This is a genomic window from Micromonospora sagamiensis, assembly GCF_014680085.1.
Taxonomy (GTDB): Bacteria; Actinomycetota; Actinomycetes; order Mycobacteriales; family Micromonosporaceae; genus Micromonospora; species Micromonospora inyonensis.
In genome coordinates this window covers 6,104,681-6,128,153 of record NZ_AP023438.1, presented here as the reverse complement: position 1 = coordinate 6,128,153, position 23,473 = coordinate 6,104,681, and the positions used below count along the sequence as shown (strand labels likewise).

The window sequence follows — 23,473 nt, the reverse complement described above, 5'->3', positions numbered from 1 at the left end:
GTGACCGCCGTCAGGTGCGGTGGTCACCCCGGGCGGCTGCCCGCGGCGGCCCGGTAGGTGTGGAAGCCCCGGCCGGACTTGCGTCCGTGGTGGCCGGCGTAGACGAGCTGCGCCAGCAGCGGGCAGGGCCGGAACTTCGGATCGCGGTAGTGCTCGTAGAGCACGTCGAGGGAGTCCAGGATGACGTCGAGACCGATCAGGTCGGCGGTCTCCAGCGGTCCCATCGGGTGACCGAAGCAGCGGCGGAAGACCTCGTCGACCTCGCGGGCCGGCGCGGTGCGCTCGTGCACCAGGAACGCGGCCTCGTTGACGGTGAGCATCAGCACCCGGTTGGAGACGAACCCGGCGGCGTCGGCGACCAGTACGGCGTGCTTGCCCATGGCGGCCAGCAGCTCCCGGGCCGCGGCGATGGTCTCGTCGCTGGTGTGCAGGGCCCGGATCACCTCGACGGTGTCCTTCAGGGGTGCCGGGTTCATGAAGTGCATGCCGAGCACCCGTTCCGGATGCCGGATCCAGCCGGCGATGCGGGTGATCGGGATGGCCGAGGTGTTCGAGGCGATCACCGTGGTGGCCGCGCAGGTCGCGTCGAGCATGGTCAGGATGTCCCGCTTCACCCCGACCCGCTCCGGGCCGCACTCGATCACGAACTCCGCCTCGGCCAGCGGCTCGGGCGTCGCGGTCCAGCACATCCGCTCGGCGACCTGCGCCGGCTCGGTGCGCGGACCGGGTCGCAGCAGCGCGCGGGTACGCAGCCCGGCCGCCAGCCGCGAGCGGCCGTCGTCGAGGGCTCCGGGCACCGGGTCGTACACCACCACCCGGTAACCCGCCTCGACGAGACACTGGGCGACGCCGGTTCCCATGGTGCCGGCGCCCACGATCCCGGCGGTCCTCCGCACGGTTGTCGGTGGGGTCACGACCGTTCCTGCCTTCCGGTGTCGGGGCCGGACAAGCGTCCGGCCAGCGCGGCGGCCACCGCCTCCGGGTGGCCGGTGAGCACGGTGTGGTGGTCGCCGGGCACGTCGGCGACGCTGGTCCGGCCGTCCACCAGGGCGGTCAGCGCCGCCACGCCGGTCCGGTCCAGCCGTCCCTGCCGGGCCCGCAGCAGCAGCACGTCGCCGCGGACCGGTTGTGGCCGCCACCGCCGGACGGCTTCGGCGTTGACCCGCAGGAGGCGCAGGAACCGGCTCAACTCCGCCGGTCCCATCCCGGCCGGCAGCAGGCCCACCCGGGCGGCGATCCGCAGGGACTCGGCGACGGGCGGGCGGACCGGGTCGGCGAGGGCGGCCAGTTCGTCCTCCGTGGCGAACGGGCGCACCCCGAGGAAGAGCAGCTCGGCGTCGTCGTCCGGGGCGGCCGGGGCCTCCTCGGTGAGGTCGACGTCGATGAGTGCCAGCAGCTCGACCCGTTCCCCCTGCCGGGTGAGCTGCGCCGCCATCTCGAAGGCGACCAGTCCTCCGAACGACCACCCGCCGATCCGGTACGGGCCGTGCGGCACCAGGGCGCGCAGCTGCGCCAGGTACCGGGCGGCCATCTCGGGGACGGTCCGGTCCGGCTCGTGCCCCGGCCCGAGTCCGTGGGACTGGAACCCGTACAGCGGTTGGTCGGCGTCGAGGTGCCGGGTCAGCGGCTGGTAGCAGAGCACGTTGCCGCCGGAGGGGTGCACCAGGAACAGCGGGGGCCGGCCGCCGTCGGGCCGGATCGGCACCAGGCTGCGGTGCACGTACCGGTCGACGTGGCGCAGCGCGTCGGCGAGTCCCGCCGGCGTGGCCCGCTCGAAGAGCACCGCCAGGGGCAGCCGGCTGCCGGTGACCGCCTCCAGCCGGCTGGCCAGGTGCGCGGCGAGCAGCGAGTGGCCGCCCCGGTCGAAGAAGTTGTCGTCGACACCGACGTCGGCGAGGCCGAGCACCTCCGCGAAGAGGTCGACCACCGTCGCCGTCAGGTCGTCGTGGTCGGCGACGGGAGCGGCCGGGCGGGGCGGGGCCGGCAGCGCCCGCCGGTCGACCTTGCCGCTGGCCAGCAGGGGCAACCGGGGAATCGGCACGGCGGTGGCCGGCACCAGGTGGCCGGGGAGCCGCTCGGCCAGCCAGGCCCGGATCTCCGACCAGTCCGCACCGGGGTCGACCAGGTAGGCGACGAGTCGTCCGCCGGTGTCGTCGTGGTGCAGGGCGACGGCGGCCTCCGGCACGGCGGGGTGTTCCCGCAGGGCCGCCTCGATCTCCCCCAGCTCGATCCGGTATCCCCGGTGCTTGACCTGGTCGTCGGTGCGGCCGAGGAAGTCCAGCCGGCCGTCGGGCAGCAGCCGGACCCGGTCGCCGGTGCGGTACATCCGGTCACCGTGGCCGGTCGGGTCGACGACGAACCGCTGCGCGGTCAGCGCGGCCCGGCCGAGGTAGCCGTGGGCCACGTTCGCCCCGCAGACGTACAGCTCGCCGGGAACGCCCGGGGGCACCGGCCGGCCGGCCTCGTCGAGCACCCGCAGCCGGGTCCCGGGCAGCGGCCGGCCGATGGTGGGCCGGCGACCGTCGGCGACGCACTCGGCGAGGGTGACCGACACCGAGCCCTCGGTGGGGCCGTACGCGTTGACCATGCGTCGTCCCGGTGCGAACCGGGCCACCAGGTCGGCGCTGAGCGGCTCGGCTCCCGCGACGAGCAGCCGCAGGTCGGGCAGCGGGCTGTCGGGCAGGGACGCCAGCACGGACGGCGGCAGCAGGGCGGCGCCGATCCGGTGGGTGACCAGGAAGTCGGCCAGGTCCCGGCCGACCAGCAGGCGGCCGGGCGGGGCGAGCACGACCGTCCCGCCGGCGGCCAGGGTGGTGAACAGTTCGTAGACGGCGGCGTCGAAGGTGCTGGAGGCGAACTGGAGCATCCGGGTGTCCCGGCCCAGGTCGAGCGCCTCGACGGCGCCCCGGACGAAGGTCACCGCGCCCGTGTGCGCCACCAGGACGGCCTTGGGGCGACCGGTCGAGCCCGAGGTGTAGATCGCATACGCGGCGTCGGCCGGACCGACGGAGCGGTCGTCGTCGTGCCCGTCTGGTCCGTCTGGTCCGTCGGGTCCCGCCGGCACGGGGGGCTGTCCGCCCGCGACCGCTGGCACGGTCGCGTGGCCGTCCGCGACCGCCGGTGCGGCGAGGTCCTCCGGGGCTACCCGGATCCCCCGCCAGGCCGGCGGTACCGGCACCGGGTCGGCGGCGACCAGGGCGGCGGCACCGGAGTCGGTGAGCTGGAAGGCGAGCCGGTCGGTGGGGTGGTCCGGGTCCAGGGGCAGGAACACCGCACCGGCGGCCAGCACCCCGAGCATCGTGGTGACCAGGGCAGCCGAGCGGGGCAGCGCGACGGCGACCAGGTCACCGCGCCGCACGCCGCGTCGGCGCAGCTCGGCGGCGGTCGCGGTGAACCGCTCGTGCAGCTCCCGGTAGGTCAGCGTGCCCTCGGCCGACTCCAGGGCGGGGTCGTCCGGTGCCGTCCGGGTCCGTCGGGCGACCAGCCCGTGCAGGGTCGGCGCCGGGTCGGTGACCTCGGGCAGGGCGGGTCCGCGCAGGTCGTCGGCGCCGAGCCGGTCGACCAGCGCCGCCCGGACCGGCGCCTGCGGGTCGCGGGTCAGCTCGTCGAGGATCCGCAGCAGGTGCCGGGCCATCTGCTCGACGCTGGCCCGGTCGAACAGTTCGGCGCTGAACTCGATGCCGGCGGGCAGGTCGGTGAAGCCCTCCCGGTCCCAGACGAAGAAGGTCAGGTCGAACTTGGCCATCCCCGGGGCGAGACCGTTGGTGGCGGTGGTGCCGGGCACGTCGTCGTACATCCGCATCCGCAGGTCGGGCAGGCGGGTGCCGAGGGCGGGCAGGGTCTGGTGGACGTACATCACGTCGAACAGCGGGTTGCGCCCGCCGTCGCGGGCCGGCGCGAGGGCCTCCACGACCTTCTCGAACGGCACGTCGTCGTGTTCGAGGGCCTCCACCACCACCTGCCGGTTGCGGTGCAGCAGCTCGACGAAGGTCGGGTCACCGGAGAGATCGCCGCGCAGCGCCACCGAGTTGTTGAAGAACCCGACGATGCCCCGGGTCTCCGGCCGGGACCGGCCCGCGGTGGGCGTGCCGACGACGATGTCCCGCTGACCGCTGTACCGGGCGAGCAGCGCCTGGATCGCGCTGAGCACCACGGTGAAGGTGGTGGTGGAGGTGCGCTGGCCCACCGCGCGCAGCCGGTCGGCCAGGTCGGCGGGGATGGTGAACCGGATCAGGTCGCCGGTGAAGCTCCGGTTGGCCGGCCGGGGCCGGTCGGTGGGCAGGTCCAGCACCGGCGGGTCGGCCAGCCGCCGTCGCCAGTGGTCGAGTTCGGCGGCCAGCACCGCCCCGGTCATCCGGCGGCGCTGCCAGGCCGCGTAGTCGCGGTAGCGGATCGGCAGCGGCTCCAGCCGGGCGGCCCGGCCCTGCCGGCGGGCGGTGTACATGGCGGAGAGTTCGGTGTCGAGAATGGCCGGGCTCCACCCGTCGTCCACCGCGTGGTGCACGTTCAGGAAGAGCAGGTGCTCCTCGGGGGCGACGCGGACCAGCAGGGCGCGGAACAGCGGCCCGGCCGCCAGGTCGAACGGCACCAGGGCCTCGTCGGCCACCAGCGCCGCCGCGGCGGCGTGCGGGTCCGGACGGTCGGTGAGGTCGACCTCGCGGAGCAGGTCGGGGATCCGCTCGTCGACGACCAGGTACGGCCGGCCGTCCCGGGTGGGGATCCGGGACCGCAGGGTCTCGTGCCGGTCGGCGAAGTCGTCCAGGGCGGCGCGGAGCGCGGGTACGTCGAGCGGGCCGAGCAGTTCGAAGGTGGTCGGGATGTTGTAGAGCGGGCTGTCCGGGGCGAGCTGGTGGTGGAACCAGAGCCGCTCCTGCCCGTACGACAGCACCAGCTCCCCGGTCCGGGTGATCACCTCGCCGGACTCCACCGCCGGCCGCGACCGCCGGCTGATTAGTTCGGCGAGGTCCTCGGGACGGGGGCACTCGTAGAGGTCGAGCAGCTTCAGCCGGACGCCGGTGCGCCGTTCGATCCCGTCGATGATCTCCAGTGCGGTGATGGAGTTGCCGCCCAGGCCGAAGTAGTTGGCGTCGGCGGGCACCTCGGTGCGCAGCACCTCCGCCCAGACCTCCCGGACGGCGGTCGCGACGCCGTCCGGCCGGGTGGGTGCTGGCTCCTCGCCGGCCGTCGCACCGCCCGCCGCCGCGCCGCCAGCCACCGCACCGCCGGCCACCGCGCCCGGCGTCGGGTCGGTACGGCGCAGCCGGGCGGCGGGCAACCAGCAGGGCTCCTCGTCGAACGGGTAGCCGGGCAGGCTGAGCCGCCGGAACGACGTGTCCGGGCCGCAGGTGCGGTGGTGGACGGCCCAGTCCACGGTGACGCCGTGCTGGTAGAGGTCGGCCACCGCGCGCAGCGCCCCGCCGGGGCCGGGTGGCACCGACACGGTGACCACGTCGTCGCGGCCCCGGGTCAGCGCCCGGACCGCGCCGAGCAGCTGCTCGCCGCAGCCGACGTCGACGAAGACCACCGGTCCCTCGGCGGTCAGCTCCTCGACCAGGCGGGCCAGCCCGACCCCGGTGGCGACCTCGTCGCCGGAGTCCACCGTCCGGTCCGGGCGTACGCCCAGCGCCGTCAGCTCCGCCGTCGGCGGACCGTCGTGGACGCCGACGACGGTGGGGGCGACCAGGGCCGGCGCGGGCGGCAGGGTGCGCAGCACCGACGCCCGCTCGGTCAGTTGGGCGGCCAGGCCGGCGCGGTCGGTGGCGAGGAACGCGGTGCGGTAGGTCAGGTCGACCCGGCCCTCGTTGAGCACGCGGGCCACGTCGGGCAGGGGCGCGTCGGCCTCGGCGACGGCGACGCCGAGGCGCTGGCAGTAGGCGGCGAGCGCGGCCGGGCTGGCGGCGCTGACCGTCACCAGTCGTGGGGCGTCGTCGTCGGCAGGTGGCGACGGGTCCGACGGCGGCGCCTCGGCGAGCACACAGTGCGCGTTGACGCCGACCAGGCTGACCGAGCTGACCCCGCCGGCGCGGGAACCGTGCGCCGGGGCGGGCCACGGGCGGGCGGTGGTCACCACCTCGACCCGGGCGGCGGCGTGGTCCACTCCGGGGGGTGGGGCGGTGAAGTGCAGAGAGGGGTACAGCTCGCGGTGGTGCAGGCCGAGCATCACCTTGACCAGTCCGGCGATGCCGGCGGCGTGGTCGACGTGGCCGATGTTGGTCTTCACCGAACCGATGGGCACCGGGGCGGTGGCGTCCGGCCGGGCCAGGCGGATCCCCTCGATCTCCACCGCGTCGCCGAGGCGGGTGCCGGAGCCGTGCGCCTCCAGGTATCCCGCGTCGGCCGGGTCGAGACCGGCCCCCCGCCAGGCGGCGCGGATGGTCTCGGCCTGGGCGCGGGCGCTCGGGGCGGTCAGCGTGGCCGACCGGGTGCCGTTGTGCCGTACCGCGCTGCCCCGGATCACCGCGTACACGTGGTCGCCGGCGGCAAGGGCACGGGACAGGGTGGTCAGCAGCAGGACCGCGCCCCCCTCGCCGTCGCCGGTGCCGTCGGCGTCCCGGTCGAAGGCCCGGGACCGGGCGCCCGGCGACATGATCTCCGGGTAGCGCTCCAGGAACCCGTCGGTCGGGTGGGCGGTCTTCACGCTGAGGCCGCCGGCCAGCGCGTACCGGGCCGCACCGGTACGCAGTTCCTGGCACGCCTGGTGCACCGCGACGAGCGAGCCGTTGCAGCCGGAGTTCACCGTCACCGAGGTGCCGGTCAGGCCGAGCAGGTAGGAGATCCGGCCGGCGACCGCCGCCGGGTTGCCGCCGAGCAGGTCGAGGGTGTCCGGTTCGGCCACCAGGTGGGCCCAGTCGGTGCTCGGGGCGCTGAGGAAGACCGCGGTGGGCACCTCCCGCAGCGGCTCCGGCCGGTATCCGGCGTCCTCGACGGCGTGCCAGGCCAGTTGCAGGGTCAGCCGGTGGTGCGGGTCCATCGCCTCGGCCTCCCGGCGGGAGAGGCCGAAGAACCGGTGGTCGAACAGGTCGATCCGGTCCAGGTACGCCGCCTGCGGATACCCGGCGGCGGGGTCGAGCCCGCAGGCGGCGATCCGCGCTGGCGGCAACGGTCGGACGCAGTCGCGCCCCTTGGCCAGGACCGACCGGAAACCGGCCAGGTCCGGCGCGTCGGGGAACCGCACGGCGGCTCCGATGATCGCGATGTCCTCCCCGGTCACGAGCCGTCCCCTCTCACGTCCGACGCCGCGACCGCCGTGGCGGCGGCCGGGCCGATCCGGTCCCGCAGCACCCGTGCCTGACGTCGCACGGTGCCCAGTTCGAGCAGTTCGGCCAGCCGGAGCCGGCCGGGCCAGGTCGCCTCGATCAGGTCGAAGAGCCTGGTGATGCGGAGCGAGTTGCCGCCGATGTCGAAGAAGTCCGCGCCGGTGGGCACGTCGGGCACCTCCAGCGCCTCGGCCCACAGCCGGGCGAGCTGCCGTTCCACCGGTGTGCGGGCGGACCGGTCCACCGGTTCGACGGTCAGCTCGACCGGCGGCAGCGCCGCCCGGTCGACCTTTCCGTTGCCGGTCAGCGGCAGCCGGGGCAGCACCACGAAACCGGCCGGCACCATGTGGCCGGGCAGGATCGCGCGGAGGTGGTCGCGGAGCGTGTCGGGGTCCGGGGGCGCGGCCGGGTCGGCCGGCACCAGGTAGCCGGCGAGCCCTCGACCGCCGGGCAGGTCGTCGCGGACGGTGACGACCGCCTCGGCGACCGCCGGGTGGCCGGCCAGCGCCGCCTCGACCTCGCCGGTCTCGATCCGGAACCCCCGGATCTTGACCTGCCGGTCGATCCGGCCGAGGAACTCGATCCGACCGTCGGGCAGGAACCGGCCCAGGTCCCCGGTGCGGTACATCCGGCTGCCCGGCGGGCCGAACGGGTCCGGCCGGAACCGCCGGGCGGTGGCGGCCGGCCGGCCCAGGTAGCCCCGGGCCAGGCCGGCACCGGCGATGACCACCTCGCCGGGCACCCCGACCGGCACCGGGACCAAATCGGGTGAGAGCACGTACACCCGGGTGTTGGGCAGCGGCCGGCCGACCGGCACCGAGGGCGCGTCCGGGTCGACCTGGGTGACCCGCTCGCACGTCGCCATCAGGGTGCACTCGGTCGGGCCGTAGAGGTGGATGAAGGTGAACCGGCGCGGATCGTGCCGGGCCAGCAGCGCGGCGGCGTGCCGGGGCGACATCAGGTCGCCGCCGACGAGGACCCGCTCGACGCCGTCGAGCAGTTCCGGTGCCGCGTCGAGGACCAGGGGCAGCTGCGGCGAGACCAGTTGCACCACGGTCACCGGGTTGCGGGTGATCCCCTCCCGTACCTGGTCGAGGAAGGGTTGGTCGGGGGCCGGGACGGCGAGCGCCCCACCGTTGAGCAACGGCGCCCACACCTCGGTGACGGAGGCGTCGAACGCCAGCGAGGCGAGGTGCAGCACCGTCTGGCCGGGGCCGAACTGGCCGTAGGTCACCTCGCGGACCCGGGCGACCAGGGCACGCTGGGCGACGGCGACCCCGTTGGGGGTGCCGGTGGAGCCGGAGGTGTGGATGACGTACGCCAGGTTCTCCGGGCCGCCACGTCGGGGCGGGTCGTCGGCCGGGTACCGGTCGAGTCCGGTGGCCGGGTCGTCGAGCCGGAGCAGCCGTACGCCGGCACCGGCGACCCGGTCGGCGTACGTGCGGTTGGTGAGCACCACCGCGGCGGCGACGTCGTCGACGAGCGCGGCCAGTCGCCGGGGTGGGTGGCCGGGGTCCAGCGGCAGGTAGCCGCCCCCGGCCTTGAGCACGCCGAGCAGCGCGGCGACCGCGTCGACCGAGCGGGGCAGGCAGACGCCGACCACCACCTCCGGGCCGACGCCGAGGTCGGTCAGGGCGGCGGCGATCCGGTTGGCCCGCCGGTTCAACTCCCGGTAGCTGATCACCACGCCGTTGCTGTGGATGGCCGGGGCGTCGGGGGCGCGGCGTACCTGCTCGGCGAAGAGCTCGGCCACGGTGGCCGAGTCGGGGAACGGCACGGCGGTGTCGTTCCAGCGTTCCAGGACCAGCGCGCGTTCCCCGGCGGTCAGCAGCGGCAGGGCGGCGACCGGCCGGTCCGGTTCCCGGGCGGCGGCGTCGAGCAGGGTGGTGTAGTGGCCGGCGAGCCGGGCCATCCGCGCGGCGTCGAAAATGTCCGCGCGGTACTCCAACCGGGCGTCCAGCCGGGTGTCGGACTCCTCGACCGCGACGACCAGGTCGGTACGGGCGAACGGGTAGGCCAGGATCTCGGCGGTGGCGGTCAGGTCGCCGAACCGCCAGCGGCGGGTGCCGACCCGCTCGTGGGAGAACATCACCTGGAACAGCGGGGTGACCCCGGGTACGCCCGGCAGGTCCAGGGCGTCGACCACGTGCTCGAACGGGACGGCGCCGTGGGCCATCGCCTCGCGGACCGCGCGCCCGGTGGCGGTGAGCAGTTCCCGGGTGGTGGTGGACGGCGTGGCGGTCAGCCGTACGGCGACGGTGTTGAGCAGCGGCCCCAGCGTACGGTGCAGGTCCGGGGCATCGCGCAGGGTGACGGGCACACCGACGCAGAGGTCCGGCTGCCGGGTGTAGCGGTGCAGCAGCGCCGCCAGCCCGCCGAGCAGGGCACCGAACAGGCTCACCCCGCAGTCCCGGCTCAGCTCACGCAGCCGGGGCAGCAGCGGGGGCCCGACGGTGAACCGGTGCACCCCCGACCGGCCCGGCGCGGTGCGCGGTCGGGGCCGGTCGGTGGGCAGTTCCAGCACCGGCGGTACCCCGGCCAGGCGGCGTCGCCAGTGGTCCAGGTCGACGCGCGCGGCGGGCGAGGCGGCCAGGGCGAGCCGACGTTCGGTCCACTCGGCCAGCCCGACCGGAGGTTCCGGCACCGGGGTGGGGGTGCCGGCGACGGCCGAGGCGTACTCGGTGAGCAGTTCGTCGACGAGCTGCTCGACGGAGGCGCCGTCACAGACGGTGTGGTGCACGGTGAGGCAGAGTTCGTGGTGTCGGGTGTCGAGCGTCAGCAGGCGGGCCCGCAGCAGGGGCAGTTCGGTGGGCGTGAAGGGCCGGCGGTGCTGCGCGTCGGCCAACTCCCGGGCCCGCTCCGCCCGCTGCCGCGGTGGCAGGTGGCGCAGGTCGGTGACGGGGACGGGGACCGGCGGGCCGGGCGGGTCGACGATCACCTGGTGCGGTCGACCGTCGGCGGTGTCGAATCCGGTGCGCAGCGCCTCGTGCCGGGCCACGCAGCGGGCGAGGGCGGCCCGCAGGGCGGACACGTCCAGCGGGCCGCGCAGGTCGACCCGCACCGGCACCGGGTAGACGGCGTGGTCGTCGGCGAACCGCTCGGCCAGCCAGAGCCGCTCCTGCGCGGCGGTCGCCGGGAGCAGGCTGGCGTCCAGCTCGGTGAGCCGGTCAGCTTCGGACATCGGTACCACCTCGTCGTACTCGCAGGGTGGAGTCGGCGCCGACGGCGGCCCGGACGCGGACCCGTCGGGCGGTCGGGGCGTCAACGCGGCCCGGCTCGCCGCGTGCCGGGCCGGCGTCGACCAGGGCGGCGATCGTGGCGACCGTCGGGTCGAGCAGCACCTCCCGGACCGGCAGGTCGACGGCGAACCGGTCGCGGACCAGGCCGACGAGCCGGGCCAGCAGCAGCGAGTGGCCGCCCAGCTCGAAAAAGTCGACGCGGGTGCCGACCTCGTCGACGCCGAGGACCTCCGCGCAGAGGGCGGCGACCTGTCGCTCGGTGGCCGTCGTCGGACGGTCGACGGGTCGGTCCCGGCCGACCGGCCCGGTGGGGACGGTCGCCAACGCGGCAAAGTCGATCTTGCCGTTAGCGGTGAGCGGGGGTCGGTCCAGGACCGCGTACCGCACCGGGCAGACCGCCTGCGGCAGGGTCCGGGCGGCGTGGGTGGCGACGGCCCGCAGGTCCGGGGTGGTTCCGGGCTCCCGGACCAGGTAGGCGGTGAGACCCGCACCCGGGCCGTCGGCGGCCACGGTGACCACGGCCCGGCGCACCCCGGGGGCGGCGCCGAGCACCGCCTCGACCTCCTCCGGATCCACCCGGATGCCGCGTACCTTGACCTGCCGGTCCACCCGGCCGAGCAGCACGAGCTGACCGTCGGGCGACATCCGGCCCCGGTCCCCGGTGCGGTACATCCGGCTGCCCGGCACGGCGGCGTACGGGTCGGGTCGGAACCGGTCGGCGGTGTGGCCGGGCCGGCCCCGGTAACCCTGGGCGACTCCCGCCCCGCCGATCCACACCTCGCCGGGCTGGCCGACCGGGACCGGCCGCAGCCGGTGGTCGAGCACGTAGACCGACGTGTTGGGCATCGGCGGACCGACCGGCCACCGGTACGCCGACGCGGTGCCGGTCAGCTCGGGACCGCTGGTCGGCAGCGCGCCGATGGTGGAGTCGACGGTCGCCTCGGTGACGCCGTAGGTGTTGACCACCTCGGTCCCGGGCGGCAGCAGACGCAGCAGCAGGTGGTGGTCGGCTGCCGTCCACGGCTCCACCCCGAGGGCGAGCAGCCGCATGCTGGGCAGGGGCGCGCCGTGGTCGAGCAGCGGGCGCAGCACCGACGGGACGAACTCGGCGGTGGTCACCCGTTCCCGGCACAGCAGCTCGTGCAGGCGCACCGGGTCGACGACGTCCTCGTCGGGGACGATCACCAGCCGGCCGCCGGAGCAGAGCGCGCGGACCAGTTCCCCGCTGAACACGTCGAAGGCGGGGCCGGCGAGCTGGGCGACCGCCGTGTCCGGCCCGAGCCGGTAGCGGCGCTGCCAGCCGAGGTGGGCGTTGACCAGTGCCCGGTGGCTGACCGCGGCGCCCTTCGGGGTGCCGGTGGAGCCGGAGGTGAACAGCAGGTAGGCGGTGTTGTCCGGTCCCGCCGGGCCGGACCGCACCGGGGACGGTCCAGGGTTCGCGCGGAGCAGCCGGCGGTCGGTGTCCGGGGCGTCGAGGACGCGTTCGACGGTGTCGGGGTGCCACGGGCCGGTGAGGCGGGCCGCCAGGTGGGACCGGGTCAGCAGCAGCCGCGCGTCACCGTCGCGCAGCATGGTCCGCCACCGCCGCTGCGGGTGCCGGGGTTCGAGGAGCAGGTAGGCGCCGCCCGCCTTGAGCACGGCCAGCAGGTCGACGACCAGGTCGGTGGAACGTTCGGCGAGCACCCCCACGATGCTCTCCGGGCCGACCCCGGCGGCGCGCAGCCGCGCGGCCAGCCCGTCGGCCGCCCGGTCCAGCGCGGCGTAGGTCGTCCGGCGGCCCCGGTCGACCACCGCGACCGCGTCCGGTCGGGTCCGGGCGTGTTCGGCGACGAGGTCGGGCACGGTGACCGCCGGCACGGTCAGCGCCGGCCCGTGGGCGACCGAGTCCCCGGCGCGGGCGGCGGCGAGGTCGCGGACCGGTCGGTCGGGGTCGGCCACCACCTGGGCGAGCAGGGTGGTCAGGTCGTCGGCGAAGCGCCGCGCCCAGTCCGCCGAGTACCGGTCGGTGCGGTACTCCAGCGCGCCCAGCAGCACCTCGCCGCCGTCCTCGGCGGTGAGGGTGAGGTCGAACTTCGCCTCCCGGCCGGGCGTCTCGAACCGGTGCAGACCCACCGGGCCGCCGTCGAGGGCGCGGACCTCGACCCCGGGCAGCGACAGCTCGTCCGGGGGGAACGAGTGCAGGTCGAACATCACCTGGACCAGCGGGTTGCGGTCCGGGTCGCGGACCGCGCCGGCCGCCTCGATGATCGCGTTGAGCGGGACGTCCTGGTGCTCCAGGGCACCGAGCACCCGGCTGCGGGACTGCGCGAGCAGGTCCCGGAAGGTGGTGTCCGGCGCGAACCGGGCGCGCAGCACGACGGTGTTGACGAACATCCCGACCAGGTGGTGGAACGCCGGGCGGGGACGGTGGGTCAGCGGGGTGCCGAGCAGCAGGTCGTCCTGGCCGGTGCGGTGGTGCAGGACGGTCGCGTAGGCGGTGGCCAGGGCGACGAACAGGGTGACCCCGCTGGTGCGGCAGAGTTCGCGTACCCCGACGGTCAGGTCGGGTGCCACGGTGAACCGCAGGACCTCCCCCGGTCCGTCCGGCCCGGAGCCGCCGGGCAGGTCGCCCGGCACGTCGAGCACCGTCCGGGCGTCGGCGAGCTGGCCGCGCCACCAGTCCAGGCGGGCCCGGTGGTCCCGTCGCCAGGTGGCCGCCTGGAACTCGACGTAGTCCCAGTAGCCGGGCGCTCCGGCGACAGCGTCGGATGCGGGGGCGGGGACGGGCACGCCGGTCGCCGCCCGGTAACCGGTGCCGAGCGCGCGGAAGAGCAGACCGAGCGACCAGCCGTCGAAGGCGATGTGGTGGGCGGCCAGCAGCAGCACGTGTTCGTCGGCGGCGGTGCGCAGCAGTCGGGCCCGCAGCAGCCGGCCACTGGTGAGGTCGAACGGGGTGTCCCGTTCGTCGCGTACCGCCGCCTCGACCTCGGCGGCCGGGTCGGCGACGGTGCGCAGGTCGGTCACCGGCAGCGGGAAGCGCCACGGTGCGACCGGCACGGCGCGGGGCATCCCGTCGGCGTCGATCCGGTAGCTGGTCCGCAGTGGTTCGTGGCGCTCGACGACGGCCTGGAAAGCAGCGCGCAGGGCGTCGACGCGGAGATCGCCGCAGAGCCGTAGCCCGCCGGAGAAGACGTACCGCGTGGAGTGCGGCTGTGACCAGGCCAGGTACCACTGGGTCTGCTCGGCGTGCGACAGCGGGCGGGCCGGGGGCCCCGACGACGACCCGGCGGGGACGGGCGGCGTTGCCGGGCCCGCTTCCGCGGCGGGGGCGGCGGTGCCGGCCGGGGCGGTGTCGGAAGGGGCGACGGTGCCGGCCGGGGCGGTGCCGTCGGTTCCGCTGGCCAGTTCGGCGGCGAGGGCGGCGACCAGGGTGTCGATCCGGTCGTGTTCGAGCAGCAGCCAGGGGCGCACCGGGACACCGAGGCCGGTCTCCAGCCGCGCCGCCACCCGCATCGCGCGCATGGAGTTCACGCCGAGGTCGCGCAGCGAGCGGTCGGCGGCGATCTGGCCGGCGTCCGTCCGCAGCACCGCCGCCACGGCCGCCCGCACCCGGCTGGCCAGCTCGGTCGGGTCGAGGGGGCTCATCGGCGACCCGCCGGTGGCGTCGGGTCGGCGACGGCGGTGGGTGCCGACTCCGCGAGGTCGCCGTCGACGATGCGGACGTGGGCCGGGGCCGGGGCGGGCGCGGCGGCGGGGTCGACGGCGAGCAGCAGGACGCCGTCGCGTTCGCCGGCCGGGGCGAACCCGGCGAAGCGCAGGTTCACCAGCATGATCCGGTTGACGCTGGACGGGATGAACTCGGCGCACGGTCGACGCCCGGCCGCCCGGGCCCGGGCGACGACGTGGTGCAGCAGGGCGCTGCCGGCGCCCCGGGAGACCACCCGGCAGGACATCAGCAGCAGGGTGAGGACGTGGTCGTCGCCGGTCAGCTCGCTGACCGCCAGGCCGATCGTGCCGTACGAGCCGTACCGGTCGGTCAGCGAGGCCACCAGGATCTCGTGCCGGGGGTCGGCGCACAGCGCCCGCAGCTCCTCCAGGGAATAGGTGCGCCCGGTGGTGTTGAGCTGGTGGGTGCGGACGGTCAGCTCCCGGGCCCGGTCCAGGTCCTCCTCGCCGGCCCGGCGTACGGTCATCACCAGGTCGAGTCCGGCCAGGAACTCCGCCCGGTGCGCACCGGCGCGCTCCTCGTCACCGCGACGGCGCTGTTCGGCCTGGTACATCACGCGGCGCCGCCGGGACTCCTCGGTGAGCCGCTCCGGCACGAACTCCGGCCGGTTGGGCAGGTCGGCCGCGGCGCTGTCCGGGTAGCAGCGGACCATGGGCAGGGCGTCGGCCACCTCGTCGCGTTCGGACGGGTCGTTGTCGACGAAGGCGAACGAGTCCGGGTTCAGGTTGAGCGCGGCGGCGGTCCGGGTCACCGCGACGGACTTCGCGTCCCAGCCGACCTCGACGTGGACGAAGTAGTCGAGCAGCCCCAGGTCACGCAGGTGCGCGACGGCCCGGTCGTGGTCGCCGCGGCTGGCGACGGCGTGCAGGATGCCCCGTCCGTCCAGTGTGCGCAGTGTGTCGACGACCTCCGCCCGGGGCCGGGGGACGTCCCCTTCGAGCAGCACGCCGTCCCAGACTGTGTCGTCGAGGTCCCAGATGACGCACTTGACTCCGACGGGCTCGGTGGCTCGGCTCACCGTGGTGTTCCTTCCTTGCGTTCGTCGTCGGGCAGGTACTCGAACAGGGCGGAGCTCCAGGCGGCCACCGGGCTGCTGTTCATCACCAGCACCTTCTCCCCGGCGCGCAGCGCCGGTGCCGCCCCGGCCAGGTTGAGCAGCACGTCGGCGGAGCCGAGGTGGCCGTACTCGCGCAGGTTGCGGACGCAGACCGGGAGCAGTTCGACGTCCAGGGCCTCCTGCCAGAAGGCGAACGCGCCGGTCGAGAGGTTCTGCATCACGTAGCGCACCTGGTCGGCCCGCAGTCCGTTGCGGGCCAGCAGCTCGGCGTTGAGGTCGGCCAGCCGGCGACGGCTCTCCAGGGCCAGCCGGAAGGAGTAGGTGTGCGGGTCGGTGCACTCCTCCTGCCAGCGGGACGCGGGACGGTCGCGGTAGCGGATCCGGAACAGGTCGGCGTACTCGCCGTTGCTGGTCAGGATCTGGTCGACCAGCCGGAAACCACCGCCCGGGTACGACGTGACCAGCGCGGCCAGTCCGCCGTCGCCGAGTACGGTCATCGGGGGCCGGTACCGGGCTGCCGTGGCCACCCGGGCGCCCATCGTGACCAGCCCGGTGCGCCAGCCGGGGTTGGCGGCGAAGAGGCCGGAGCAGACGGCGAGGGCGGCCGAGGAGGAGACGCAGCCCAGTTCGCCGACGCCGAGGGTGACGGCGTTGGTGGCGCCGACCAGCCGCTGCACGCGGGTGGCCTCGCTGGAGAGCAGGTGTTCGGGGGCGCGTCCCTGCACCAGCAGCAGCACGTCGACCTGCGCCGGGTCGGTGCCGGTCGCGGCGAGCGCGGCGGTGGCTGCCCCGGCGGCGAGCGGAACCTCGCCGAGGTCACCGGCATCGCGCACCCGCTCGACGCCGAGGCGGAGCACGGCGGTCCGCTGCGCGTCACCGGCGGCGGCGAGTTCGGGGAGATCGGCGACGGGGCACACGCGTTCCGGCAGGAAGGTGGCGATCCGGCGGATGTGCAGCGGCATCACCCGGCCCCCCGCCCGGCCGTCGCGGCGCGCGCCCAGCGGCGGAACTCGGCGTCGCAGACGTGGTCCTGGCAGATCTCGTCGGAGCCCTCGATGATCTGCATGATCTTGGCGTCCCGGAAGAACCGCTCGGCGGGGTGGCCCGGCGCGCAGCCACGGGCACCGAGCACCTGCACCGCGTCCCGGGTGACCCGGGCCGCCGCGCCGGCCGCGACGTACTTGGCCAGCATGGTCCGGTCCGGGCGGGGGCGGGTCTGCCGCCACCGCGCGACGTCCTCGCAGACCAGCCGGGCGGAGGTGACCGCGGCGACCATGTCGGTGACCAGCCGGCGGACCAGTTGCCGGTCGGCGAGCACGCCGGCGCGCGTACGTCGGGAGACCGCGTGCCGGGCGGTGAGTTCCAGGCATGCCTCGGCCATGCCCACGCAGCCCCAGGCGACGCTGAACCGACCGTGGTCCAGCGCGGCGGCCACCACGTGGGTCAGCCCGGTCCCGGCCCCCGCCAGCTGGTTGCCGGCCGGCACCACGACCCCGTCCAGCGCGACGTCGGCCAGCATCGCGGCGCGCAGGCCGAGTTGTCCCCGGACGGGGTGGACGGTCAGGCCCGGGGTGTCCCGGGGCACGAGCACGGCGGTGGGGCCGGCGTCGGAGACGCCCAGCACGAGGAAGACGTGCGCCAGCTCGCCGAAGGTCACCCAGAGCTTCCGGCCGGTGATCCGCAGGCCGGCCGGGGTGTGGTCGATCCGGGTGCAGACACCCGCCAGGTCGCTGCCCGAGGTCTCCTCGGTGGCGGCGAGCGCGGCGAGGACCGTGCCGTCGGCGAGCCGGGGCAGCCAGGTGTCCCGGTGGGACGCGTCGCCGCGCCGGGCGATCACGTCGGCCACCATGGACTGCACGGTGACGAGGCTGCGCACCGAGCTGCACACCGCGCCGATCCCGGCGCAGAGCCGGCCGAAGGTCGGCGCGTCCAGTTCCGTGCCGCCGTGGGCGGCCGGGACGGCGGCACCGAGCCACCCGTACCGGCGCACCGCGTCGAGGACCTCGGTGGGCAGCCGGCCGTCCCGGTCCCACTCCCCCGCCTCCGTCCGGTACCGCCGGGTGAACTCCGCCAGTCCCGGTACGGGTTCCGTCCGGGCGGGGCCGGGATCGACGCGGACGCCGCCGGTCACCGGCGTGGCTCCGGGATGTCGGTGCGGCCCACCCGCTTGGCGTTGACCAGGTCGGTCATGCTGGCGATGCTGCGGAAGTTGGCCAGGTCCAGGTCCTCGATCTCGAGGACGACAGCGAAGGTACGTTCAATGAACGTCACCAGTTCGAGGGCGAACAGGGAGTTCACGTACCCCAGGGTGAAGATGTCGTCCGTGCGACCGAGGCTCCGGTCGCCGAATTCCGTTTCGAGGTAATCACGGATGATCGGCTCCGGGTCGTGCTGACCGGCGACTTGCTCGTCCAATTCGAGTGACAAGGTAGTCCCCAAACACGCGAGGCGACAATTAAGGCTGACCCCCTCCATTGGTACACGCAGATTCAGCACGAAAACAGCATTGACTTTCACCTAAGCCACTGGTACGATTCCGGAAACATTGATATTCACCTTTACTGAATGCAAAGTTGAAATTTCGTTAAGCCCCTTCGCCGGCCGCCGTCAATCCGGCGCCGCGAGTGCGCCCAGATCACCCCCACTCCCCCGCTTCCAGCCCCGACGACCAGCAGAGAACCCCCACCGCAGCCCACTGCGGAGGGGGTTCGCGCCGTATCGGTCGGCCTTGCGGGACCAGTGGCCGGAATGCGTTCCCGCCACCGCGCACGGGCTCCACCAGCGCCCCGGTCCATGCCCACACGACTCCGGTCGGGTTTACCGGTACACGACGCCCGTTTCAGTGGTCGGAGATTGTCGCTCAATTTATGACGGTGATAGCTTTGGGCCTTGGCTACAACGGGCAACGGCCACGCCCTGCCCACCGGTCGCAACCGATTTTCCGGAGGCCGATAATGGTCCTTGGCAACCTGACACCTGCCGCGACGCAGCACGACCGTCCCGCGTTCGACGTGTTCCAGGGTTTCGCCCTGTGCGCCGTCCTGTCGTCGCTGGAGACCACCGGCGCGCTGGACGTTCTCGTCCGCGACGGCGGCTGGGACGGTCTGGCCGCCGACGGCGAGGAACCACTCGCCGCCGAACTGCTGCGCTATCTCACCGAACGGGGCATGGTGTGCCACCGCGACGGCCGGTACGAGCTGACCCCGCTGGCCGAGGCGGTCCGCGCCGACATCGGCTACCTGGTCTGGCTCTGCGGAGGCTACGGCGTCCCGCTCCGCTCCATCGGGGAGTTCCTCACCGGCGCGCTCAGCTACGGCGGCGACATCGGCCGCGACGGACGCGGGGTCGCCGTCGGCTCGGCGCTCGTCGGCGCGCGGGACCTCGTCCCGCCGGCCCGGGAACTGCTGGACGGCGTCGGCATCGACCACGTGGTCGACCTCGGCTGCGGCAACGCGCGGTTCCTGCTGTCGGTCTGCCGGGCGGCGGATGCCGGTGGACTCGGCCTCGACGTGAACGCCGACGCCTGCGCCGAGGCCCGGCGTGAGATCGACGCCGCCGGTGCCGGCGACCGGATCGCGGTCCGGTGCGCCGACGCCGGGGCGCTCGACGGCATCCCCGAGCTGGCGCGCACCGACCTGGTCATCGCGTTCTTCCTGCTGCACGAGATCCTCGCCGACGGGCGTCCGGCACTGGTCGGCTACCTGCGGAACCTGGCCGGGCGGCTGCCCGACGGCGCGCACCTGCTGGTCGCCGAGGTCTCCCCCGACCCGGCCCGGCCCGCCGGCGGCCACCTGTTCAACCCCGAGTTCACGCTGGTGCACGCCATGATGCGGCAACGGCTGATGGACGAGTCCGGCTGGCGGGAGACCTTCGCCGACGGCGGGTTCGAACTGGTGCGCGCGGTCCACCCCCGGATGCCCGGCAGCCTGCTCATGCTGGCCCGGAAGGGAGCCTGAGGTGACCGACGCCGCCGTACGGGCCCTGCGTGACACGGTCCGCTCCGCCCGCGCCGACCACCGGCCGACGGGCGGCAACCGGTTCGGCACGGTGCCACTGGCCGACGCCTACCGGATCCAGGCCGACCTGTTCGGCGCACCCGCGGCCTGGAAGCTCGGCCTGCTCAGCCCCGCCAAGCAACGCCAGATGGGGTTGACCGAACCCATCTACGGACGGGTGCCCGCACCCCAGCTGCGGACCGGCCCGATCCGGCTGGCCGAGTTCATCCAGCCCCGGTTCGAGCCGGAGCTGGCGGCCGTGCTCGGCGCGGACATCCCCGTGGGAGCGTCGCCGGCCCAGGCCGAGGACGCGGTCAGCCACCTGGTGCTGGCCCTCGACATCCTGGACAGTGCCTGGCGGGACTACCGGTTCTGTGCCGCCGAGGTGATCGCGGACAACTCCTCCGGTGGTGCCGTGGTACTGGCCGACGAACCGGTCGACAGCCGTACCGGAGCCCTGCGGCTCACCCTCGACGGCACCCCGCTGGCCGAGGGCGACCTGGCCGGACTGGCGCCGCCCGCGCCCCGGCTCGCCTGGCTGGCCGGGCAGGTCGGCGGCCTGCCCGCCGGCACCCGGGTGCTGCTCGGCTCCCCCGCCGCCTCGGTGCCGGCCCGCGCCGGCGCGCTGGAGGTGCACGGCGGCGGTCGCACCCTCACCATCGCGATCGAACCCTGACCGGAGGTCACCGATGCCGTTCATCCAGGTCACCATGGCCGCCGGCCGGACCGCCCAGCAGAAGCGCGACCTGCTCAACGCCCTGGCCGACGCGGTCACCGCCAGCATCGGCGCCCCCCGGGAGGCGGTACGCGCGTGGATCGTCGAGGTCGACCCGGGCGAGGTCATCGCCGGCGGCGTCATCCTCGCCGACCGGGCGTCATGACCGGCGACCGCTGGTGGCAGATCCCCGTGCCCCGGCCCGACGCCGGGGTCCGGCTGATCTGCCTGCCGCACGCCGGGGGCGGACCGGCCGGCTACGCGCACTGGGCGGGACGGCTCATCGGGATGGAGGTGGTGCTGGTCCGGCCACCGGGCCGGGAGTCCCGCTACGCCGAGCCGCCGTACACGCGCATCGGGCCGCTCGTGAGCGACCTCGCCACGGCGCTGCGCCCCCTGCTCGACGGCCGGTGGGTGCTCTACGGGCACAGCCTCGGCGCGCTGGTCGGGTACGAACTGCTCCAGCACCTCCACGGGTCGGGCGGGCGGCTGCCCGAGCGTCTGGTCGTCTCCGGTGCCGAGGCGCCGGACGTCGGACGCCGGGCCGGTCACCTCCTGCACCAGCTGCCCGACGACGCGCTGATCGACCGGGCCGCCGAGCTCGGCGGCACCCCGCCGGCCCTGTTGGCCAACCGGGATCTCCTGCGGCTGCTGCTGCCCACCCTCCGGGCCGACCTGGAGGTCGCCGAGACCTACCGGTGGGCCGCCCGACCCGCCCTGCCGGTGCCGATCCACGCCTTCCACGGCCGACGCGACCCGCTGGTGACGCCGGAGGCGGCAGCCCGGTGGCACGCGCACACCGACTCGGCATTCGACCTGACGACCCTGCCCGGCGGCCACTTCCTCCGCCCGGAGGAGGAGTCCGTGCTCCTCGCGGCGTTGGACCGGGACGGTGGCCGGCACCCGCACCGGGACGGGGTGGGCGCGGGCAGCGGTCCCCGACCGGGCCGGCCGGCACCGACCATCGACGACCACCGCGTACACCGACGTTAGGAGACCACCGTGGCAGTCGGGTTCGTCCCGCACGTCATCGACGGGGAACTGGTCGAGTCCGTCCGCCGCGACCGCTTCGAGTCGGTGGACCCGTGGACCCGTGCCCCCTGGACCGAGGTCGCCCTCGGCGGTCACGCCGACGTCGACCGGGCCGTACGGGCGGCCCGCGCCGCCGCCGACCGGGGCCCCTGGCCCCGGATGGGGTACGCCGAACGCGGCCGGCTGCTGCACCGCCTGGCCGACCTGATCGTCGCCAACGGCGACCTGCTCGCGCGTACCGACACCACCGACATGGGCCGACCGGTCAGCCAGGCCACCGCGCGGGACGTCCCCCGGGCGGCGGCGAACTTCCGGTTCTTCGCCGACCACGCCCGCCTGACCCCGACCGAGGCGCTCCCCTCCGACCACGGCCACCACGCCTACACCCGGTACGAGCCGGCCGGCGTGGTCGCCGCGATCGCCCCCTGGAACCTCCCGCTGATGCTCACCTCCTGGAAGGTCGCGCCCGCCCTCGCCTGGGGCAACACGGTGGTGGTCAAGCCGGCCGAGCAGAGCCCGGCGTCGGCGACGATCCTCGCCCGGCTGGCCCTGGAGGCCGGGATACCGGACGGGGTCCTCAACGTCGTGCACGGCTACGGGGCCGACGGTGCCGGTCAGGCCCTCACCGAGCACCCGGGCATCGACCGGATCACCTTCACCGGCGAGTCGGCCACCGGACGGGCGATCTCCGCCGTGGCCGCCCGTGGTCTCGTCCCGGTCAGCCTGGAACTCGGGGGCAAGAACGCCGCGCTGGTCTTCGCCGACGCCGACCTGGACCTGGCCGTGACACGGGCCGCCGAAGCGGCCTTCGGCAACGCCGGACAGATGTGCCTCTCCGGCAGCCGGATCTTCGTCGAACGCGCGGTGCACGGGGAGTTCGTGGAGCGGTTGCACGCCGCCGGACAGGCGATGACCGCCGGCGACCCCGGCGACCCGGCCACCGAGATCGGGCCGCTCGCCTCCGCCGCGCACCACCGTAAGGTCAGCGACCACCTGGCCCGGGCCCGCGCAGGCGGATGCCGGGTGCACGGCGGGGACGGTGCCGGCTGGCTGGTCCGACCCGCCGTCCTCACCGACGTGCCCCGGTCCGCCGCGGTGCAGACCGAGGAGGTCTTCGGTCCGGTGGCCACCGTGACGCCGTTCGACACCGAGCAGGACGCCGTCGGTCTCGCCAACGACACGCCGTTCGGCCTCAGCGCCACGGTGTACACCACCGACCTGTCCCGGGCCCACCGGGTCGCCGCGCGGCTGCGCGCCGGCACGGTCTGGGTCAACTGCTTCTTCGTCCGGGACCTGCGGGCACCCTTCGGCGGTGTCGGCGCCTCCGGGGTGGGCCGGGAGGGCGGCCTGTTCAGCCGGGACTTCTTCACCGAACCCAAGGCCGTGGTGATCGACATCGCCGGTCGCTGACCCACGTCCGCGAGCCGAGGTGTGAGCGGCCTCCTTCCGGGAAGACCGGGGCTCGCGGCAGGCGGGTCGAACGGGGGTGGCAGATGGCCAGGAACCGCGCCAACACCATGGGCGTACGGTCGGTGACCGATGCGCTGGGCATCGCGCAGGCCCGGCGGGGCCGTGGCGCCGAGGGCACCGCCCGGGCCCTCGGGTGGCTGAGTCTCGGCCTCGGGGCGGCGGCCCTGCGTGCCCCGGCCGACATGAGCCGCCTCTGCGGCGTCGACGACTCCGCCAGCGCGCCGACCGTGCTGCGGATCGTGGGACTGCGCGAGCTGGGCCACGCGGCGGGCCTGCTGATCCCGAGGAGGACCGGCTGGGCGATGTGGACCAGGGTCGCCGGTGACCTGGTGGACCTCGCCGTCTGCGGCAGCGCCCTGCGGCGACGCCGGGGCCAGCGACGTCGCCGGGTGGCGGCCACGACCTGGGCGGTCGCCGCGATCACCGCGGTGGACCTCGCCACAGCGGTGCGGACGGCCCGGGGCCGGCGGCTGCCCGGCGGCACGCGGGTGGAGGCGTCGGTGACGGTCAACCGCACCCCGGAGGAGGCGTACCGGTTCTGGCACGACTTCGAGAACCTGCCCCGGTTCATGTACCACCTGCGGTCGGTCCGGGTCACCGGCCCCCGGCGGTCCCGTTGGGAGGCGAAGGCGCCCGCCGGGCGGACCGTCGGATGGGACGCGGAGATCATGTCCGACCTGCCCAACGAGCTGATCACCTGGCACTCGGTCGGGCGGACCCGGGTGCCCAACGCCGGCTCCGTGCGCTTCGTCCCGGCCGGCGACGGGCGCGGCACGGAGGTGTGGGTCGAGTTCGAGTACGCCTCACCCGGCGGGCGGCTCGGCCGGCTGGCCGCCCGGGTGTTCGGCGAGAACCCGCAGCAGCAGACCAGCGACGACCTACGCCGGTTCAAGCAGGTGATCGAGACGGGCGAGATCGCACGCTCGGACGCCGTACCGCAGGGAACCAGCCTCCAGCAGCAGGTGAAGCAGCGCGCGGCACAGCCGATGCGACTGCGCTGACC

At 74.9% G+C, this 23,473-nt stretch carries 13 protein-coding genes and 1 pseudogene; 6 read left to right on the top strand and 8 right to left on the bottom strand.

The genetic code is table 11. The features are described from left to right. Positions 1–23: 23 nt before the first annotated feature. The 8 genes from IGA62_RS26235 to IGA62_RS26200 are packed head-to-tail and all read right to left on the bottom strand — an operon-like array spanning position 24 to position 17,673. Positions 24–914 carry a 3-hydroxyacyl-CoA dehydrogenase family protein gene (locus tag IGA62_RS26235; RefSeq protein WP_198501121.1) on the bottom strand — a complete coding sequence of 297 codons (891 nt, stop codon included), beginning with the start codon at positions 912–914 and terminating at the stop codon, positions 24–26. Beyond that, positions 911–7,210: a non-ribosomal peptide synthetase gene (locus tag IGA62_RS26230; protein ID WP_186499861.1), complete on the bottom strand. Its 6,300-nt coding sequence runs from the start codon at positions 7,208–7,210 to the stop codon at positions 911–913. The genes IGA62_RS26235 and IGA62_RS26230 overlap by 4 nt, the downstream gene beginning before the upstream one ends. Further along, positions 7,207–10,437 carry a non-ribosomal peptide synthetase gene (locus IGA62_RS26225; protein WP_145818379.1) on the bottom strand — a complete coding sequence of 1,077 codons (3,231 nt, stop codon included), beginning with the start codon at positions 10,435–10,437 and terminating at the stop codon, positions 7,207–7,209. The genes IGA62_RS26230 and IGA62_RS26225 overlap by 4 nt, the downstream gene beginning before the upstream one ends. Next, positions 10,424–14,119, bottom strand: a complete 3,696-nt coding sequence (locus IGA62_RS26220; RefSeq protein ID WP_190289215.1) for a non-ribosomal peptide synthetase — start codon at positions 14,117–14,119, stop codon at positions 10,424–10,426. The genes IGA62_RS26225 and IGA62_RS26220 overlap by 14 nt, the downstream gene beginning before the upstream one ends. Continuing rightward, complete coding sequence (locus tag IGA62_RS26215; protein WP_145818382.1) at positions 14,116–15,219, bottom strand: HAD-IIIC family phosphatase; 1,104 nt, start codon at positions 15,217–15,219, stop codon at positions 14,116–14,118. Before IGA62_RS26215 ends, IGA62_RS26220 begins: the two co-directional genes overlap by 4 nt. Continuing rightward, a complete protein-coding gene (locus IGA62_RS26210) occupies positions 15,216–16,220 on the bottom strand; it encodes a 3-oxoacyl-ACP synthase (protein ID WP_145818383.1) in 1,005 nt (334 codons plus the stop codon). Before IGA62_RS26210 ends, IGA62_RS26215 begins: the two co-directional genes overlap by 4 nt. Continuing rightward, positions 16,220–17,389: an acyl-CoA dehydrogenase family protein gene (locus IGA62_RS26205; protein WP_198501120.1), complete on the bottom strand. Its 1,170-nt coding sequence runs from the start codon at positions 17,387–17,389 to the stop codon at positions 16,220–16,222. The genes IGA62_RS26210 and IGA62_RS26205 overlap by 1 nt, the downstream gene beginning before the upstream one ends. Then, positions 17,386–17,673: an acyl carrier protein gene (locus IGA62_RS26200; RefSeq protein ID WP_222433318.1), complete on the bottom strand. Its 288-nt coding sequence runs from the start codon at positions 17,671–17,673 to the stop codon at positions 17,386–17,388. Before IGA62_RS26200 ends, IGA62_RS26205 begins: the two co-directional genes overlap by 4 nt. Positions 17,674–18,212: 539 nt before the next feature. On the opposite strand from IGA62_RS26200, the gene IGA62_RS26195 reads away from it, so the two are divergent. From IGA62_RS26195 to IGA62_RS26170, 6 genes and pseudogenes are all read left to right on the top strand, one after another. Beyond that, the gene (locus tag IGA62_RS26195) at positions 18,213–19,214 is read left to right on the top strand and encodes a class I SAM-dependent methyltransferase (RefSeq protein WP_145818384.1); all 1,002 of its coding nucleotides are present in this window, start codon (positions 18,213–18,215) and stop codon (positions 19,212–19,214) included. 1 nt (position 19,215) lies between these two features. After that, positions 19,216–19,929, top strand: a complete 714-nt coding sequence (locus IGA62_RS26190; protein WP_145818385.1) for a 2-keto-4-pentenoate hydratase — start codon at positions 19,216–19,218, stop codon at positions 19,927–19,929. A gap of 10 nt (positions 19,930–19,939) precedes the next feature. Beyond that, a pseudogene (locus tag IGA62_RS26185) lies at positions 19,940–20,134 on the top strand (tautomerase family protein); the annotation flags it as partial. Beyond that, positions 20,131–20,961 (top strand): thioesterase II family protein, encoded by an 831-nt coding sequence (locus tag IGA62_RS26180; protein WP_145818387.1) that lies wholly within the window; start codon positions 20,131–20,133, stop codon positions 20,959–20,961. The pseudogene IGA62_RS26185 and the gene IGA62_RS26180, both read left to right, overlap by 4 nt. Before the next feature lie 9 nt (positions 20,962–20,970). Then, positions 20,971–22,410 carry an aldehyde dehydrogenase gene (locus IGA62_RS26175; RefSeq protein WP_145818388.1) on the top strand — a complete coding sequence of 480 codons (1,440 nt, stop codon included), beginning with the start codon at positions 20,971–20,973 and terminating at the stop codon, positions 22,408–22,410. Positions 22,411–22,493: 83 nt separating this feature from the next. Continuing rightward, positions 22,494–23,471: an SRPBCC family protein gene (locus IGA62_RS26170; protein ID WP_232624781.1), complete on the top strand. Its 978-nt coding sequence runs from the start codon at positions 22,494–22,496 to the stop codon at positions 23,469–23,471. Positions 23,472–23,473: the final 2 nt, after the last annotated feature.